Origin of the sequence: Thioalkalivibrio sp. ALJ16, from assembly GCF_000377345.1 — a bacterium.
Lineage (GTDB): Bacteria > Pseudomonadota > Gammaproteobacteria > Ectothiorhodospirales > Ectothiorhodospiraceae > Thioalkalivibrio.
In genome coordinates this window covers 58,418-74,724 of record NZ_KB898038.1, presented here as the reverse complement: position 1 = coordinate 74,724, position 16,307 = coordinate 58,418, and the positions used below count along the sequence as shown (strand labels likewise).

Annotated in this window: 11 protein-coding genes and 2 pseudogenes; 10 read left to right on the top strand and 3 right to left on the bottom strand. The window is 63.0% G+C overall.

Features of this window, described 5'->3' with window-relative positions:
* Positions 1-65: 65 nt before the first annotated feature.
* The 9 genes and pseudogenes from D000_RS0102410 (at position 66) to D000_RS0102380 (ending at position 10,488) form a co-directional block, all read left to right on the top strand.
* A complete protein-coding gene (locus tag D000_RS0102410; RefSeq protein ID WP_018871962.1) occupies positions 66-1,304 on the top strand; it encodes a ribonucleotide-diphosphate reductase subunit beta in 1,239 nt (412 codons plus the stop codon).
* A gap of 183 nt (positions 1,305-1,487) precedes the next feature.
* Positions 1,488-3,113: a DUF262 domain-containing protein gene (locus D000_RS13685; RefSeq protein ID WP_196800586.1), complete on the top strand. Its 1,626-nt coding sequence runs from the start codon at positions 1,488-1,490 to the stop codon at positions 3,111-3,113.
* On the top strand, positions 3,114-3,962 hold the full coding sequence (locus tag D000_RS14135) for a PIN-like domain-containing protein (protein ID WP_155999209.1): 849 nt from the start codon (positions 3,114-3,116) through the stop codon (positions 3,960-3,962).
* 101 nt (positions 3,963-4,063) lie between these two features.
* Positions 4,064-4,234 (top strand): annotated as a pseudogene (locus D000_RS13280) (transposase); the annotation flags it as partial.
* 110 nt (positions 4,235-4,344) lie between these two features.
* Positions 4,345-4,692 (top strand): annotated as a pseudogene (locus D000_RS0102400) (transposase); the annotation flags it as partial.
* A gap of 198 nt (positions 4,693-4,890) precedes the next feature.
* Positions 4,891-5,628: a transposase gene (locus D000_RS0102395; RefSeq protein WP_018871958.1), complete on the top strand. Its 738-nt coding sequence runs from the start codon at positions 4,891-4,893 to the stop codon at positions 5,626-5,628.
* Positions 5,629-6,039: 411 nt separating this feature from the next.
* A complete protein-coding gene (locus D000_RS0102390) occupies positions 6,040-6,444 on the top strand; it encodes a hypothetical protein (RefSeq protein WP_026279707.1) in 405 nt (134 codons plus the stop codon).
* A gap of 61 nt (positions 6,445-6,505) precedes the next feature.
* Positions 6,506-7,633: a hypothetical protein gene (locus D000_RS0102385; protein ID WP_018871956.1), complete on the top strand. Its 1,128-nt coding sequence runs from the start codon at positions 6,506-6,508 to the stop codon at positions 7,631-7,633.
* A 35-nt stretch (positions 7,634-7,668) separates the two neighbouring features.
* Positions 7,669-10,488, top strand: a complete 2,820-nt coding sequence (locus tag D000_RS0102380; protein ID WP_018871955.1) for an EAL domain-containing protein — start codon at positions 7,669-7,671, stop codon at positions 10,486-10,488.
* 88 nt (positions 10,489-10,576) lie between these two features.
* On the opposite strand, the gene D000_RS0102375 is transcribed toward D000_RS0102380, so the two are convergent.
* The gene (locus tag D000_RS0102375; RefSeq protein WP_018871954.1) at positions 10,577-12,043 is read right to left on the bottom strand and encodes an amidohydrolase family protein; all 1,467 of its coding nucleotides are present in this window, start codon (positions 12,041-12,043) and stop codon (positions 10,577-10,579) included.
* Positions 12,044-12,539: 496 nt separating this feature from the next.
* Between D000_RS0102375 and D000_RS0102370 the strand changes: the two genes are divergently transcribed.
* Positions 12,540-13,070, top strand: coding sequence for a hypothetical protein (locus tag D000_RS0102370; RefSeq protein ID WP_018871953.1), 531 nt, complete (start codon positions 12,540-12,542; stop codon positions 13,068-13,070).
* A 56-nt stretch (positions 13,071-13,126) separates the two neighbouring features.
* Here D000_RS0102370 and D000_RS0102365 read toward each other — a convergent pair whose 3' ends face one another.
* Positions 13,127-14,566, bottom strand: a complete 1,440-nt coding sequence (locus tag D000_RS0102365) for a diguanylate cyclase (protein WP_018871952.1) — start codon at positions 14,564-14,566, stop codon at positions 13,127-13,129.
* Positions 14,567-14,704: 138 nt separating this feature from the next.
* Positions 14,705-16,243, bottom strand: a complete 1,539-nt coding sequence (locus D000_RS0102360) for an L-lactate permease (protein WP_018871951.1) — start codon at positions 16,241-16,243, stop codon at positions 14,705-14,707.
* Positions 16,244-16,307: the final 64 nt, after the last annotated feature.

Genomic DNA, 16,307 nt, shown 5'->3' with positions numbered 1-16,307 from the left:
CACAACGTACTGAACAAAAGGCCCGGCTACCGCGCCGGGCCGCCACCGAAAGAAGAGGGGACACTATGCTTTCCTGGGACGATCCGATCGCAGCCATCAAAGGCGAAGGCCAGAAGGAACCCGCCGTCCGCCCCGGCATGGGCTTTCAGGAGAACGAAGCCCTGATGAGCACCGCCGGCGCCGCGCCCAGCGTCTCGCCGGAGCCGGAAAACGCCGGCCAGCCGCTGGCCGAGCCCAACGAAGACGCCCTGACCGGCACCGGTCTGGAAGACCTGGAGATGGGGGCCGAGCGCATCCGTGTGGATGACAAGAAGATCATCAACTGCCACGCGGACCTCAACCAGCTCGTGCCCTTCAAGTACAAGTGGGCCTGGCAGAAGTACCTGGACGGCTGCGCCAACCACTGGATGCCGCAGGAAATCAACATGAACGCGGACATCGCCCTGTGGAAGGACCCGAACGGGCTGACCGAGGACGAGCGCACCATCGTCAAGCGCAACCTGGGCTTCTTTTCCACCGCCGACTCGCTGGTGGCGAACAACCTGGTGCTGGCCGTGTACCGCCATATCACCAACCCCGAGTGCCGCCAGTACCTGCTGCGCCAGGCCTTCGAGGAGGCGCTGCACACCCACGCCTACCAGTACTGCGTGGAAAGCCTGGGCCTGGACGAAGGCGAGATCTTCAACATGTACCGCGAGGTGCCCTCCGTGGCCACCAAGGCGGAGTGGGCCCTGCCGTTCACCAAGCACCTGGCGGACCCGAACTTCCGCACCGGCACCCCGGAGGCGGACCAGAAGCTGCTGCGCGAGCTGATCGCCTTCTACGTCGTGTTCGAAGGGATCTTCTTCTACGTCGGCTTTGTGCAGATCCTCTCCATGGGCCGGCGCAACAAGATGACCGGCGTCGCCGAGCAGTTCCAGTACATCCTGCGCGACGAGTCCATGCACATGAACTTCGGCATCGACGTGATCAACCAGATCAAGCTCGAAAACCCGCACCTGTGGACCGAAGACTTCAAGAACGAGATGCGCACCCTGATCCGCGACGCGGTCGAGCTCGAGGCGCAGTACGCGCGCGACACCATGCCCCGCGGCGTGCTCGGCATGAATGCCGGGATGTTCGAGGAATACCTGCACTTCATCGCCAACCGCCGCTGCGCCCAGATCGGCCTGGCCGAGCTGTACCCGGGGGCTGATAACCCGTTCCCGTGGATGAGCGAGGTGCTCGATCTGAAGAAGGAGAAGAACTTCTTTGAGACGCGGGTTACCGAGTATCAGACGGGCGGGGCGTTGAGCTGGGATTGAGGCGGACGAAACGTCACCGATCAGGAAGGAAGCAGAGGATGCTTGTGTTTTCAATAAGAAAGGCGCCATAAGGCGCCTTTCTTGTGATTGCGAACAGTTTGCTCAGAGTCGCGCACAAGACTGTCGTTCTTCCCCCGTCTATATGGCAGAAAATCTGAGGCTCTTAGTGTGATAGAAACTCCCTTGAGTGCTAGTGCTACTTCCGTCGGCGCATTTTTCTCAGGTAATACATTCAGTGTGCCTCCATTCCAACGAGAATACGCATGGGAGGTAGACGAAGTCAGAGAGTTCTGGGAAGACCTTTCGCAGGGGATGGATGAAGGAGCTTACTTTCTAGGCCTATTCGTCTTAACGGACGACGAAGGCCGGAAGCACGTCGTTGATGGTCAGCAGCGGATCCTAACTCTGACGCTTCTTGCCGCAGCTCTCTACCATGAAGCGGTGCGGCATGGACGAAATGCTCTCGCTGATAGGATACAAGCCGACTTTTTGAAGTCAATCAATTACGAAACCGATGAGCAATTCGCGCGAGTTAGGCTAAGTAATGAACGCGATAATAGTACGCTCGAAGAATTACTAGAGTCGTCCGAAATTGTTGAAAGGGAGTCTGGAGACGAAGATGTTTCTGCGCGGCTGGTCGCTGCTTCTGAGGTCATAAGACAGAAACTGGCGACCGATCTTGATCAGGATCCTTTTAGGCGATTGGGGGCTTGGGCAGACTACCTCACAAATCAAGTGTACGTCGCGTCCTTCGTCCACCCAGACCCGGCGTCCGCTTACCGGGTTTTCGAAGTTATCAACACGAGGGGGAAAGATCTTACCACCGCGGAGCTTCTGAAGAATTATATTTTGAGCCAGACTCCGGCGCGTGAACGTACTTCAGCCTACAACCGGTGGCAAAGTGTCGCCAGACCCTTATCCCCTCAGGACGGACCGGTAAACCTCGTTCAGTTCATACGGCACGTTGCGACACTACGCGCGGGGCACGTCGCCCCTAAGGATCTGTACTCCTATCTCGCAAGGGGAAGGGCTAAGCAGCTACGCTCAAAACGGAAGCCGCCCAGTGTCCCAGAGCTTATGGATGCTCTGGAAGGCCAGCTTCCCTTGTATCTCCAGATGGTTGATCCAACTGTTGAAGGGCCTGCCGATCCTGAGTGGCTAGCCATCTTCTCAGCGCTCAGAGACCTTGGTGTCATCACGGTAAGGCCGCTCCTAATGGCGCTGTCACAATCGATCAACGCAAAGGAGGGCATGGAGAGCGTCTTGCGCCTGGTCGTGCGCCGTATAGTCGTCGGCAATCTTGGAACGGGGAACGTCGAGCGCCGATTGAGTGAAGCTGCGTATGAGGTTGCGGGCACCGGGGATTGGGTGAAGCCACTCGAGGACCTCGACGATCTTAATCACGAACCTGGGGAATTTGTTGAGCAACTGCGGAAACGATCATTTAACAAGGCCACCCTTGGCTTCCTTCATCGTTGCAACCAACAGAATACTATAACGCCAACTTCAGAAGGCACAACGCACTTGATTCGACCCAGGCAGGCAACGGACTGGCATGGCTTCCCAGACGATGAGTTCGCGTTCTGGGGGTCCACGATGGGTAATACATTTCTGGCGAGTGTTGAGCGACGACCACCAGGCGCCTCGTCTTGGGATGGATTTAAGAACAATCTGCTTCCATACGCCCTCACGTGTGGCGACCTTGAGGACCTTGAGCACCGCGACGTATGGAGTACGGCGGAGGTCGAGGAACGAGGGATGGCGTTGGCCGAGGTCGCGGCGAAGATCTGGTTTCCGGAGAGGCATTAAATGGAATCATCCGAAATAGAAAGGCTTGCCCGGTTGAAGGACCTTCTTGGTGGTAGTCAGCGTCTTGATCTGGCGACCCATCTCGTCTGCGCACTGGACGACGGTAAGGTGGATACCGTCGACGAACCTTTTGCTATCGGAATTGACGCAAATGTTCTCCTCAATATGGGGAAAGGCAGGGCGGGTGCGGATATTGTTGACTACTTAGGTTCGAGACACCAAGGGCCCGTTATCGTTCCAAGTCAAGTTCTTATAGAGTTTTGGAATAACTATATGGGTGGGGTGGAGGGATTGGGAGGTAAGCTTAAGAAACATTTCAGTGCGCTCGGCGATACGCTTAAAGAGCTTGACCCCTCCTATTCTGATTTTTCTCAGCGAGCTGAGGTCCTTGTGCGTGACTTCGAAGAACGCTACGGGCATGTGCTGCAAGGGCGTGTTGCTGAGGAACTGAGGACGCTTTTTAGGACGCTGTGTTCAAGTGCATTATTTCCGCAGGTGGACCGGCCAAGTTTGATGGAAGTTGCGCAGGCACGACGTACGACACGGACGCCACCTGGATTTAAGGATAGTGAATTTGGCGATTTTTTTGTTTGGAGTGAGTTTCTCGTCGGGTTGGATATGGCTAGAGAGTTTCAAATGGGTTTCAGCCATTGTGTTCTTGTTACCGACGATGGGAAGTCCGACTGGAGCACCAATGGTACCCCACATCCGAGTCTATGTGCTGAAATGCAGGCGTGGGCAGATGTGCCATTTACGATATGGAACTTGGATCGGTTGAAGAGGCACGTAGAGGACTGGCAGAAGGTCGAGAGTCATGATCACGAAGGGGAGGTTACCCATGATGCGTAACGGACTAATAGCGAAAGAAGAGGATACCCATGATTTCTTGACGGTCTGAGGCGGGCTGTCTAGGTTTCAGGGGGAGTGCATGGACCAGGGAGGGTCCGGAGATGACGCGAGCCAGGAAGGAGCTCGTCTCGGTCGAGACGACGCCGTATTACCACTGTATTTGTCGCTGTGTTCGCCGCGCGTTCCTGTGTGGCGAGGATTCCTATTCGGGCAAGAGCTACGAGGACCGGCGCGGCTGGGTGCTGGAGCGCCTGCGCGGACAGCAGTGGGTCGGACCACGGTAAGCCTCAGAAAGATCGAAGGAAAATGGTCTAGAAAGGGTATAATTCGAGCTTATCGCGGCGATTTTGGCTAGGAAATGGGCCTTCCAGGGAGGGAAGTCATGCCACGGGCGAATCGCCATCATTTGCCGGGCCATGTCTGGCATATCACACACCGGTGCCATAAGCAGGAGTTTCTGCTGAAGTTTGCGCGCGACCGCCGGTTATGGCGGTACTGGCTGTATCAGGCGCGGCGGCGCTACGGGCTGTGTGTGCTGAACTACATCGTGACGTCTAACCACGTGCATCTGCTGGTGCGGGATGAGGGCCGTAGCGAGATCCCGCGGGCCATGCAGTTGATCGCGGGGCGGGTCGGCCAGGCTTACAACCGACGAAAGGGCCGGAAGGGGGCGTTCTGGGAGGACCGCTATCACGCCACGGCGGTAGAGACCGGCACCCATCTGGCGAGAAGAAGAGGACACCCATCTTTTCCACACGCCGAAGAAGAGGACACCCATGATTTCTTGACGGTCTGAGGCGGGTTGAAATAGCGGGGTCGGACCACGGTAACCCACGGAAAGATAGAAGGAAAATGGTCTAGAAAGGGTGTAATTGGAGCTTATCGCGACCATTTTGGCCGGGAAATCGGCCTTCCAGGGAGGGAAGCCATGCCACGTGCGAATCGCCATCACTTGCCGGGCCATGTCTGGCATATCACGCACCGGTGCCATAAGCAGGAGTTTCTACTGAAGTTCGCGTGCGATCGCCGGTTGTGGCGGTACTGGTTGTATCAAGCGCGGCGACGGTATGGGCTGTGCGTGTTGAATTACATCGTCACGTCCAACCACGTGCACCTGCTGGTGCGGGATGAGGGCCGCGGCGAGATCCCGCGGGCCATGCAGTTGATCGCGGGGCGAGTCGGTCAGGCTTACAACCGGCGCAAGGGCCGGAAGGGCGCGTTCTGGGAGGACCGCTACCATGCCACGGCGGTAGAGACTGGCCCCCATCTGGCGCGTTGTGTGGTGTACATCGACCTGAACATGGTCCGGGCAGGGGTGGTGCAGCATCCGCGTGAGTGGGAAGCGAGCGGTTATCGAGAGATCCAGGACCCTCGGGATCGATATCGCGTAACAGACCAGCAAGCACTGCTGGAGTCGCTGGAGATCGGTTCATTCCTTGAGCTGAGGGAATGTCATCGAATGTGGGTAGACGATGCGCTTGCGTCGGATTGTGCCAGCCGGGACGGTCGCTGGACGACGTCCGTGGCCGTGGGTAGTCGGCCGTATGTGGACGAAGTGCAGAAGGCGTTGGGGATACGCTCGCCGGGCCGCGAGGTGGAAGAGTTGGGGGATACGGCGTGCGTTCGTGAGGATGCCGCGAGCTATGCTATGGACGGGCAGTTTTGACCATGAAAATGGCCTATAAGGCATGCATAGACGGCTTCTTGACTGAAAATTCAATTTGAAACAGTCAGGTAGCGAGGTCCGACCCCGTTCTTGAATTCTTGATAATACGAAGCTCGAAGGTGGAACCCGGCGCGCAGGCGAGTAGATTTCGGTGAGCAGCCAAGTACAATCCTGAGTTTGAGTGTTGTAGTCCTGACAAGCCCGCGAAGGAGACCGATGTTTCGTATCCGGGAATGTCAGGACCGGCGAGATGCGGCTGATTCACGCCATGGGTCCGGTTCCTCCGGATGCCTGACAGGAAAGGGAGCGCCCATCATCTGTCCTGCTAACCGTAGTCTTCCCTCTGCGGGATCCGCTGGTGCGTGCGTCCCTGCTCGACGCGGCGTGCTTCGGCTGTTCATCGCGCTCTGGGTGGGTGCCGCTTTCGGCATCACAGGTCTGTCCAAGGCGGATGATGAAGCGGTATTCGTGGTCGCCCATCCAAGCGTGGCGACGCAGACCCTGACCCGCGACACGACCCGGGCCTTGTTTGGTATGCGCCAGCGCAGCTGGCCGGACGGCGAGATCGCGCGCGTGTTTGTGCTGGGGGACAACGACCCCGTGCATGTGCGCTTTGCGAAGGAAGAGCTCGGGGTGTTCCCCCATCAATTACGCCTCGCGTGGGACCGAGCGGTATTTTCCGGCACCGGCCAGGCACCCCGTCGAGTGGGATCTCTGTCGGAGATGCATGAGCGTGTGGGCTCCACGCCCGGCGCGGTTGGCTACCTCACAAAGGAGTACCTGGATGAGCGTATCCAAGTCATCGAGATGGAATAAGGTGCGGCCTGCCCTGGGCGGGACCCTGCTACTGATTGCGTCATCGGCGGCTGGCCCGGCGATGGCCGACGAGGGTGCGCTGGGGAGCTTGCAGCTGCACGGGTTTCTCAGTCAGGGCTGGGTGACGACGGACTACAACAACTTTTTCGGATCCAGCAGCGACGGCGGCGGCAGCTTCGACTTCACGGAGCTTGGGGCTAACGCCTCCCTGCGGCCCCGCGAAGACGTGCTGCTATCGGCGCAAGTGCTCAGCCGGCGTGCCGGGGAGATCGGGGATGGTGGCCGGCCGAAACTGGATCATGGTTTGCTCGACTACCAGGCGCTATCCGGGCCCGAGCGAACGGTGGGTGTGCAGCTAGGGCGAGTGAAGAATCCTTTCGGCCTCTACAACCAAACCCGCGATATGCCCTTTACCCGGCCGGGCATCCTCCTGCCTCAATCCATTTATTTCGATCGTGCCCGCTCGTTGGCGCTGGCCTCGGACGGTGGCAAGGCCTATTTCGAGGAGCGGATAGGCGATGCCGGGCTCCTGCGCGGCGAGGTCGGGTTCGGACGGCCTCAGGTCGATGACGACCTACAGGGGGCGCTGCGACTGGATAACGTCCCGGGTTCCATCGAGCCGCGTAACTCGACGATCGCGCAGCTGCTCTACGAGCATGACGGTGGCCGTGTGGTCGCTGGACTGAGTGCCGCTCAGGTCAAGGCACGCTTTGAGCGCGATGGCGGGGGCGACGGGCAGTTTGAATTCGAGCCCTGGATTCTTTCCCTCCAGTACAACCAGCCATTGTGGAGCCTGACCGGTGAATATGCGTTGCGTCATTCCAGCATGGAGGGACTAAGCGAGCTCGGGGCCGATTTCGATATCACCGGGGAGAGTTGGTATCTGCAGTACACGCGTCGTTTCAATGACGACTGGGAGTGGTTGATTCGTTACGACAGCCTGGTGGCGGATCGCAGTGACCGTTCCGGACGCGGTTTTGCGGCCGCCACTGGCCTGCCGGCACATGCACGCTACGCCGAAGACTGGACCGTTGGCTTGCGCTGGTATCCGCACCCGCAGGTCATGCTGGGGGCGGAGTATCACCACGTCGAAGGCACGGGCTGGTTGCCATCCGGTGACAATCCCGACCCATCCGAGACCCGGAAGCGCTGGAATATGCTGATGTTGCAGCTCTCCCTGCGTTTTTGAAACCGGCGGGAATGCAATAGAACGGGCACCTGGTGATGACGAAGCAACGCACGCCGCATTCGCGCATCCGGGTGGGACTCACGGGGCGCCTTATTGTGCTGACCAGTCTGGTGCTGGTTGGGCTGGTAGCGCTGATTACCACGCTGGGCCATGACATCCTGGAAAGCCAGTTCCAGCAGGAGCGCGAGGACAGCCAAGCCCGCGAGCAGCGCGAGATGCGGCTGGCGCTGGAACGCGCCGAGGACAGCCTGCAGCAATTGGCAGCCGTGGTGGCGGCGGCGCCGGGCTTGTCGCGGGCGCTCGAGCAGCGAGACAGGATGCTGGCCGGTCAGGTGCTGGCGACCCAATGGCCCACGTTGGAACTGGACGCCGGGGTGGCGCAGGTCCGGATCTATCTCGAATCGGGGCGTTTGCTCTCCAGCCGAGGTGACGACGAGAGCCTGACGCCTGGGCTCGTCGAAGAATGGCTGGATCGGCTCCGCGACACGGAGCAGCCTCACAGCGATCTGCGCTGCGCCGCCGACTGTCTTATTCACAGTCTGGTACCGGTGCTGGTGGATGGAGAAATGGCGGGGACTGTGCTGGTTTCCCGGTCCCTGGCCGATCTCACCCAACAGGTCCGTAACGTATCCGGCAGTGAGGTTGCCCTGTTATTGCGCAGCGCAGGGCAGCCCGAGACAGGGGATCCGCTCCGTCAGGTGCCGGAATGGGGCGGCCATCTCCTGGCGATCACCCGGATCGAACAGACGTTGCCGACCCTGCGCGCCATGGCCGAGGAGGTGGCGTGGTCCTCGCTGTCTCGGGACCCAGTGACGTTTAAGGATGGATCGCGGGTTCTGGAGATCCAGGCGCTCCCGCTTGCGGGCGAGGACGGTACGGATACCGATGTCGAGGGGTACTTGCTGTCGCTCTCGGATATCACCTTTCAGGTCGCTGCCATCCGGGAGCACACCCGTAACCTGTTCCTCGCCGGGATGACCGGTTGGGTGATCGCGGAGGTGATCGTGTTGCTGATCGTATGGCCACCGATGCGGCGCCTGCATCGACTGGCTGAGGTGCTGCCCGGGCTGGCCAGCGGTGGCTTCGAACGAACCCGGGAGGTGATTCCGGAACCGCGCCGGCGGTTTCAGGACGAGATTGATGAACTGGAGACCACGACCCTGGATCTGGCCGATCAGCTGGAGACCCTGGAGGGGACGGTGCAGAACCGGGATCAGCAGCTGGCGGCGCAGATTCAGGCTCTGGCGCGCGAGCGCGATTTCATCGGTAGCCTTCTGGATACGGCACGGGTGTTTATCATCAGCCAGGATTCGGACGGGCGGATCACCCTGGTCAATGAATACACGACGAGCGTTCTGGAGCATTCCGAGGAGGACTTGATCGGCCGGACGTTTGATGAGGTCCTGCCCATCGGATCTGCCATCCTGGATGGAGATGCCCAGAAGGGGGAGGAAGAACGTTCGTTGCGCACGCCCGGTGGTGAGGAACGGGTGGTCGTTTGGTACCACGCGCCGCTTCCCGGGGATGAGCCGGGCCGGATCTCCGTGGGGCTGGACATCAGCGAACGCAAGGCCGCCGAGGCTCGACTGACCTGGCTGGCCCAGCGCGATCCGCTCACCGAACTCTACAATCGCCGCTACTTCCATGAGGCGCTGGATCAGGCCCTTGCCAAGGGTGCCCATGGCGCCGTCCTGTTGATGGACCTGGATCAGTTCCGGGATGTGAACGAGCTACGGGGCTACCACGCCGGGGACGAGTTGCTGCGCCGAGTGGGCCATACCCTGTACGAGTATCTGGGGTACCGCGGCGTAATCGCGCGCCTGGGCGGTGACGAGTTCGCCCTGTTGCTGGAGGGCGCGAGCGACGATCAGGCCATGTACGTGGCGCAATACGTGGTGAAGCTGCTGGAGGATGTGGACCTCGCTATCGGTGAGCAGCGCCATCGAGTGTCGGCCAGCATCGGTATTGCCCGTTTCCCGGAGCACGGCGCTACGCCTGCCGAGCTGATGGCAAGCGCCGATGTGGCGATGTACCAGGCGAAAGAGGGAGGGCCTCAACGCTGGCACTTGCTGCACGCGGTGGAAGACGTCAGGGATGAACTGGAGCAGCGGGTCTTCTGGGTGGATCAGTTGCACAAGGCCCTGAAGACCAACACCTTTGAGCTGATGGTTCAGCCCATTGTGCGCCTGAGTGACCGCAGCGTGCGTCACTATGAGGTGCTGCTGCGCATGCACGGTGATGAAGGCGAGTTACTGATGCCGGGACGTTTTATCCCCTTTGCCGAGCGCAGTGGTCAGATCGTGCAGCTGGATCGTTGGGTGCTGCGCGCGGCGCTGCAGTTGTTGGGAAGGATTCAGGACGAAGAGATCAGTCTGGCCGTGAACCTTTCCGGACAGTCATTACGTGACGATTACCTTACTGATTACCTGGCCGAGGAGTTACGCGCCAGTGGTGCCAACCCACGGCAACTCATCCTGGAAGTGACCGAGACCGCGGCCGTCAGCGACTTTTCTACGGCTCGGGGTGTGTTGACCGGCATGCGCGAGCTTGGCTGCCGCACGGCGCTGGATGACTTTGGTGTGGGGTTCAGCAGTTTCCACTACCTGGGCCAGCTGCCAGTGGACTACATCAAGATCGACGGAAGCTTTACTCGTAAACTGGTGGATGACCATGACAGTCGGGTCATTGTCCGGGCGATCGCAGATCTTGCTGTTGGCCTTGGCAAGGAGGCGATCGCTGAATTCGTTGATCAGGAGGCGATTATTCCCATCCTGCAGGACTACCGGGTTGCCTTTGGACAGGGCTACCACCTGAGCCACCCGGTGCCCGCGTCGGAAGTGTTCGGGGACATCTGAAGGGGGGCGCCGAGTAAACGCGAATCGAGCGAAGCGTTGCGTCCTGTCTCCCGAGCAAGGTGGGTGTCCTGATCTACGCCTATGCGGATCAGGTGCGGTCCAGTTCGTTCCGGACGATGCTGCCGCCCTTCATGATCAGGTGCAGGTGGTCGTCGGGTGCATCCAGCCAGTCCAGGCCGGCCGCCGGGTCGGCATCGACCACGAGCAGGTCGGCCAGGGCTCCTTCGGCGATGACGCCGAGGCGGCCGGGGTAGGGGGCGCGGTCGCCGGACAGGGCGAGCAGTTGGCCGGCCGCGCCGGTGGCCATGTGCAGGGCCTCCAGCGGGGGCATGAAGCGGGTCAGCTTGGCCAGCTGGCGGCCCTGGCTGGCGGCGCCCTCGGGGCTGAACAGGATGTCGGTCCCGAAGGCCATGGGCACGCCATACTGGCGGCCCAGTTCGAAGGCGCGCTCGGTGCCCGCGCTCACCTGGAGCTGCTTGGCCCGGGAGACGGGGTCCGTCTTGGGGTTGGCGTCTTCGTCGTCCAGGAAGGGCTGGATGCTCCACCACACGTTGGCATCCGCCATCATGCGCACCGTCTCCTCGTCGGCGAGCTGGCCGTGCTCGATGGAACGCACCCCGGCACGGATCGCGCGCTGGATGCCCTGCGGCGTGTAGACATGGGCGCATACGTAGGTGCCCCAGTCGGCGGCGGCGCGCACGGCGGCACGCATCTCCTCTTCCAGGTACTGGGCGGTGTCCAGCGGGTCGTACAGGCTGGAGACGCCGCCCCCGGCCATGATCTTGATCTGGCTGGCGCCTTGCATCAACTGTTCCCGGGTGCGGCGCAGCACCTCGTCCACGCCATCGGCGATTGCAGCGACACCGCTGCTCTCGATGTAACTCGGCGGGGTGCTCGGCATGCGTGGCAATTCGTGGCGCTGGCGAAAATCGCCGTGCCCGGAGGTCTGGGAGATCATCGCGCCGCAGGGGAAGATGCGCGGGCCGGCCACCGCGCCGCGGTCAATGGCCATCTTCAGGCCGAAGGCCGGGCCGCCGAGATCGCGCACGGTGGTGAAGCCGCGCATCAGGGTCGCGCCGGCCTCGCGCCCGGCCATCAGGTGCAGGAAGCCGATGTCCGCGGTCATGGCGGTCATCTGGCTAACGCCGACCAGCGTGCTGTGCCAGTGGGCGTCGATCAGGCCGGGGATGACCGCGCGCCCGCCGCAGTCGATTGTGCGTGCGGCGGTCGGGCCCTCGCCGCGTCGGGGTAGTGCGGCGATGCGGCCGTCCTCGATCAGGATGTCCACGTCTTCGCGCAGCTCGAGGGTTTCGCCGTCGAACAGTCGCAGGTGGGTGAGCAGCAGCGGTTGCCCGGGTTCACCGGCCTTGACCTCGCGCGGGGCGAGGCCGAAGCCCGCGAACATCCCCAGCACGGCGGCGGCACCGCCGAGGAACTGGCGCCGGTTCAGGTCGGCCTCGATGCGCCGGAGGGCCGCCTGGGTATGGGCCGCGCCACAGTGGCAGGGGTTGATGGCGACACTCGCGCCGTGCGGTGCACAACAGGCCATGCCCATGACGGTGTGGCTCCTGGTTAACGCGCGCGGCATCGGGCTGCGGCGCCGCGTGGTTCGCGGTGCTCCCCGACGCCCGCGCGGGTGCCGTAATCCCGGCCGCTGCCGATGGCGGGCGATAGCCGGGGCATGCCTGCAGCATACCCCAGATCGGGCGCGCGTCTACCGGGCGGATCGGGGCGCGGGGCCGCGTTCCCCGCCCGGGCTTTCGGGGGCGGTCGCGAAGCCTTCACGCCTGTAGTGGCATTGGTGGGCAAAATACTTCAATAATTCCCGTGGTGGCGGCTGGTACCGACCCTGGCCGACCACAAAGGTGCGCATGGGCTCGCGCAAGTTTCTGCCCGCCCGGCGACAGGTTGTATCCGCAGGTGTTGTTGTCTGCCTGGCGTTTTTCGCCCGGACGGGCGGCTCTGCGGGCACGGCAGAAACACAAGACCGGGGGGCAGTTCGAGCGCTTCGGGTTCGGCTTTATCCAACAGGGATCATTGGGGACAGGAACATGTACAAGAAGCTGGGTTTGGTCTTGATTGCAGTGTTACTGGCGGCGGGGCTGCAGGGCTGCCTTGCAACCTCCGGCTTGGCGCGGGTGTTTATTCCGGCGTACGTCGAGCCTTCCGATGGCCCGGTGGCTCACCTGCGCCTGACGAACCCAGGGAGCTATTCCGAGCTGATGTTGGTCCACATCGGCTCCATAAACGGCTGCGAAAACCAGCGCATCATGGCCACGGCCGGACGCGGGGAGACGGCGGAGCAGGTGGCGGTCGCGGCGGAACGGGATCTGAGTTTCGACATTCGGCGTTCGCTAGGGAGCGAATGGCGCTCGATCCGCATCCACATCCCCGAGGTGGTCGAGGGGGCCGTCTATGACGTCCGCCTCTGGAATCCGGGTGATGGCCAGCCGCTGCAGCTGCGGGTGCTGGAGATCCAGATTGCCGAGCGGCGGGATCTGGGCGACGGCACCCAGGAAGTGGATGTGGAGCGGCGGGTGCCGCCGGGTCTTTCGACCTATGCGGGTTTTTGCCAGCGTTAGCGCTCGCACGGGGAGTGGGCGCGCTTGCGCGCGACGTTCCCCGGGTGGCGTTGGCGCTAGCGCATGGTGAGGGATTCCACCCGGTTGCGGCCCGCGCGCTTGGCGCGGTAGAGCGCCTCGTCCGCGCGGCGTAGCAGCGCCCGCGGCTCCACCGGCCAGCGGGTGTGCACGCTGCACACGCCGATACTGATGGTCACGCGACCCTCGGCGCGTTCCGGGTGCCCCAGGTTGAGGGCGTATACCGCCTCGCGGATGTGCTCGGCGACCTGCAGCCCGCCTTCGGCGTCGGTATCGGCCAGGATGCAGGCAAACTCCTCGCCGCCGTAGCGCGCGCCCAGGTCCGATGGCCGGTTAAGGATGGAGCGCATGACGTCGGCCACCGCGCGCAGGCAGTCATCCCCGGCCTGGTGGCCGAAGGCGTCGTTGTAGGGCTTGAAATGATCGAGGTCGATCATCAGGAGCGACAGGGAGCGCTCGCGTCGGGCGGCGCACTCGCGCTCCAGCTGGCTGTCGAATTCGCGCCGGTTGGCCAGGCCGGTGAGGCCGTCCACGCGGGCCTGGCGCGCCAGCTCCAGTTCGACCTGCTTGCGCGCCAGGGTGCCGGCGATCATGTCGGCCACGAGTCGCAGCACGGTGATCTGGTCTTGGGTCCAGCAGTAGGGCGCCTCGACTGCATCGAATCCCAGGAAGCCGAAGGCCTTCTGGTCGCTGACCAGGGGGATCAGCAGCAGGGAGCGGATCTGTTCGCGGCGGAATTCTTCCTGCTCCGCGCGGGCCTCGGGCGGCAGGTCGTCGACATCCGGCACGTGCACCACCTGCCGCGCCAGGACCTGTGAGGTGACCCAGTCATGGGTCTTGAGCGGAATCTGCTGGAGGTGGTCGCGGTAGGCCTGCACGCCGTCCGCGCACCACTCGTCGACCAGGCTCATCCGATCGGCCGGGAGATCGAAGCGGAATACGTAGGCGCGCCCGAGCCCGAAGAACACGCCCAGGCGCTCCAGGTTTTCCTCGACGACGCGGTCGACATCCTCAGCGGCGATGTTGATCAGCGCGGCGGAGATCTCCGCGATCAGGCCTTGCAGGCGATACTGCCGGTCGTGGGAATCCTCCAGCCGCCGGCGGTCGGTGATGTCGTAGGCGACGGCGCTGGAACCGAGCAGTTCCCCCAGTGGGTCGAACAGCTGCTCGGAGTACCAGGACATGGTGCGCTCGTCTCCGGCGCGGGTGCGGATGGTGGTCTCGAAGCCCAGCAGTGCGTCGCCCTGCTGAATGATCTGGCGGGCACGGGTGAACACGGCCTCGCGGTAGTAGGGGTCGGGGTACAGCCATTCCCAGATCCGGGTGTGCCCCAGGACTTCTTCGCGGGTATAACCGCTGATGCGCTCGGCGGCGCGGTTCCAGAAGGTGACGCGCCCATCCACATCCAGCGAATTGATCCAGACCGCGGCGTTGTCGACGATCAGCGCGTTGAACTGGTTCTGATCTGCGAACGCCATCCATGACCTCCTGGCCATCACCTGTGTTCCCAGAATGCCAGAACGACCGCCGGGGGCAAGCCTGGGCTGTCGTGGTTACGGCGTCATCGTGTCGGCTGCGGGTGAAGCAGACAGGCGGAGTGTGGCACGAGCGGGTGCCTACGAGGCGAGGGCAAGCAGGCCGGCGCCGACGCACACCACGATGACCGGGACGATGGTCTCGCGGATCACCTGCCCCTCCCGTGCCTGCAGGCCGGCAGCCGCAGCGGCCATGGCGATGTTGTGCAGCGAGATCATGTTGCCGACGCCGGCGCCGATCAGCTGCAGGGCCAGCACGCTCGGCAGGGCCATGCCCAGCAAGTCGGCGGTATCCGCCTGGAGCTGTGCGAACAGCAGGTTGGAGACGGTGGCGCTGCCGGTCATGAACGAACCCAGCGCGCCGATGAAGGCGCTGAACATCACAAAGCTGCCGCCCAGGGTCTCCGCCAGGCCCTGACCCAGCACCTGCGGCATCGAGGGCAGCCCGGCGGCGTTGTTGCCGGAGGCGAGCAGCAGCTGGGTCAGGGCAATGATGAAGGCCAGCACGATGGCCGCGACCCGCAGTTTGCTCCAGGTGGCGGTGATCGCCTGGCCCAGGGCCGCACGGCTCACACGGAACAGCACCAGCGCGGTCAGCAGGGCCAGCCCGAAGTAGAAATACGGCGTGTACAGCGGGGCCAGGCTCTGGCCCAGTTCGATGCCGAGGACCTCGCCCGGTGCCAGACGCACGGACTGCAGGGCCTCGCGCAGCGGCATGATGGTGCGCGAGGCGATCAGTGCTACGGCCATGACCGCGAATGGCACGAAGGCCAGCAGCACGCGCCCGAGCGGGGCCTGTTCGACCTCCGCGCGGCGCTCATGCCCGGGCAGCAGGAAGCCCCGGTGGGCCGCCAGGGCGATGATGGCCATGGCGACCGCGCCGCCGATAATGGACGGCAGCTCCGGCCCCACCAGCCAGGCCACCAGCAGGTAGGGGATGCCGAAGGCCAGCGCGGACAGGACGGCGAACGGCAGGAACGCACGGAAGCGTCCCGGCGCCTCGCCCAGGGTGGCCACCCAGACCATGAACACGGTAATGAAGGGCGCCAGGAGGGTGTGGATCACTGCGGTCTGCAGGACCGCCGAGCGGGTGGTCTCCGCATCCAGCCCAAGACCGGCGAAGCCGATGATCACCGGGGTGCCGGCGGCGCCGAAGGGGACGGCGGTGCTGTTGCCGATCAGGGCGATGGCCACCGCCTTCAGGGGGCGCATGCCGAAATACACCAGCAGCGGCGCGGCCAGCACGGCGGGGGTGCCGAAGCCGGCGATGCCCTCGACGAACCCCACCAGCCCCCAGCCCAGCAGCATTGCCAGCACGCGGTGATCGCGCGAGACGCTGGCGATCACCGACTGGATCGCGTTCATGTGACCGGTGGCGATCATCACGTTCAGCACCAGCAGTGCCATCAGGATGATCAGCAGCACCTCCACGAACACCACGCCGGCATCGAGCAGGCTGGCGACCAGTACACCGCCCGACATCTCCCAGACCAGCACGGCCAGCACCAGCGTGGCGAGATAGGCGATGGGAGCGGCCTCGTAGGCCGGGCGCCGCAGGGGCACCAGCCACGCGAAGAGCAGCAGGAACGGGACCAGCGTGAGCCAGAACAGCACGGGCATCTCTCCGGCAGACGGCGAGGCCCCATGCTACCGCGCGGGGGCGTCCGGATTCACGCGGGGCGCA

Coding starts and splice junctions, on each gene's coding strand:
- D000_RS0102410 (WP_018871962.1), top strand. CDS start 66: ATGCTTTCCTGGGACGATCCGATCGCAGCCATCAAAGGCGAAGGCCAG.
- D000_RS14135 (WP_155999209.1), top strand. CDS start 3,114: ATGGAATCATCCGAAATAGAAAGGCTTGCCCGGTTGAAGGACCTTCTT.
- D000_RS0102395 (WP_018871958.1), top strand. CDS start 4,891: ATGCCACGTGCGAATCGCCATCACTTGCCGGGCCATGTCTGGCATATC.
- D000_RS0102385 (WP_018871956.1), top strand. CDS start 6,506: ATGGCCGACGAGGGTGCGCTGGGGAGCTTGCAGCTGCACGGGTTTCTC.
- D000_RS0102380 (WP_018871955.1), top strand. CDS start 7,669: ATGACGAAGCAACGCACGCCGCATTCGCGCATCCGGGTGGGACTCACG.
- D000_RS0102375 (WP_018871954.1), bottom strand. CDS start 12,043: ATGGGCATGGCCTGTTGTGCACCGCACGGCGCGAGTGTCGCCATCAAC.
- D000_RS0102370 (WP_018871953.1), top strand. CDS start 12,540: ATGTACAAGAAGCTGGGTTTGGTCTTGATTGCAGTGTTACTGGCGGCG.
- D000_RS0102365 (WP_018871952.1), bottom strand. CDS start 14,566: ATGGCGTTCGCAGATCAGAACCAGTTCAACGCGCTGATCGTCGACAAC.
- D000_RS0102360 (WP_018871951.1), bottom strand. CDS start 16,243: ATGCCCGTGCTGTTCTGGCTCACGCTGGTCCCGTTCCTGCTGCTCTTC.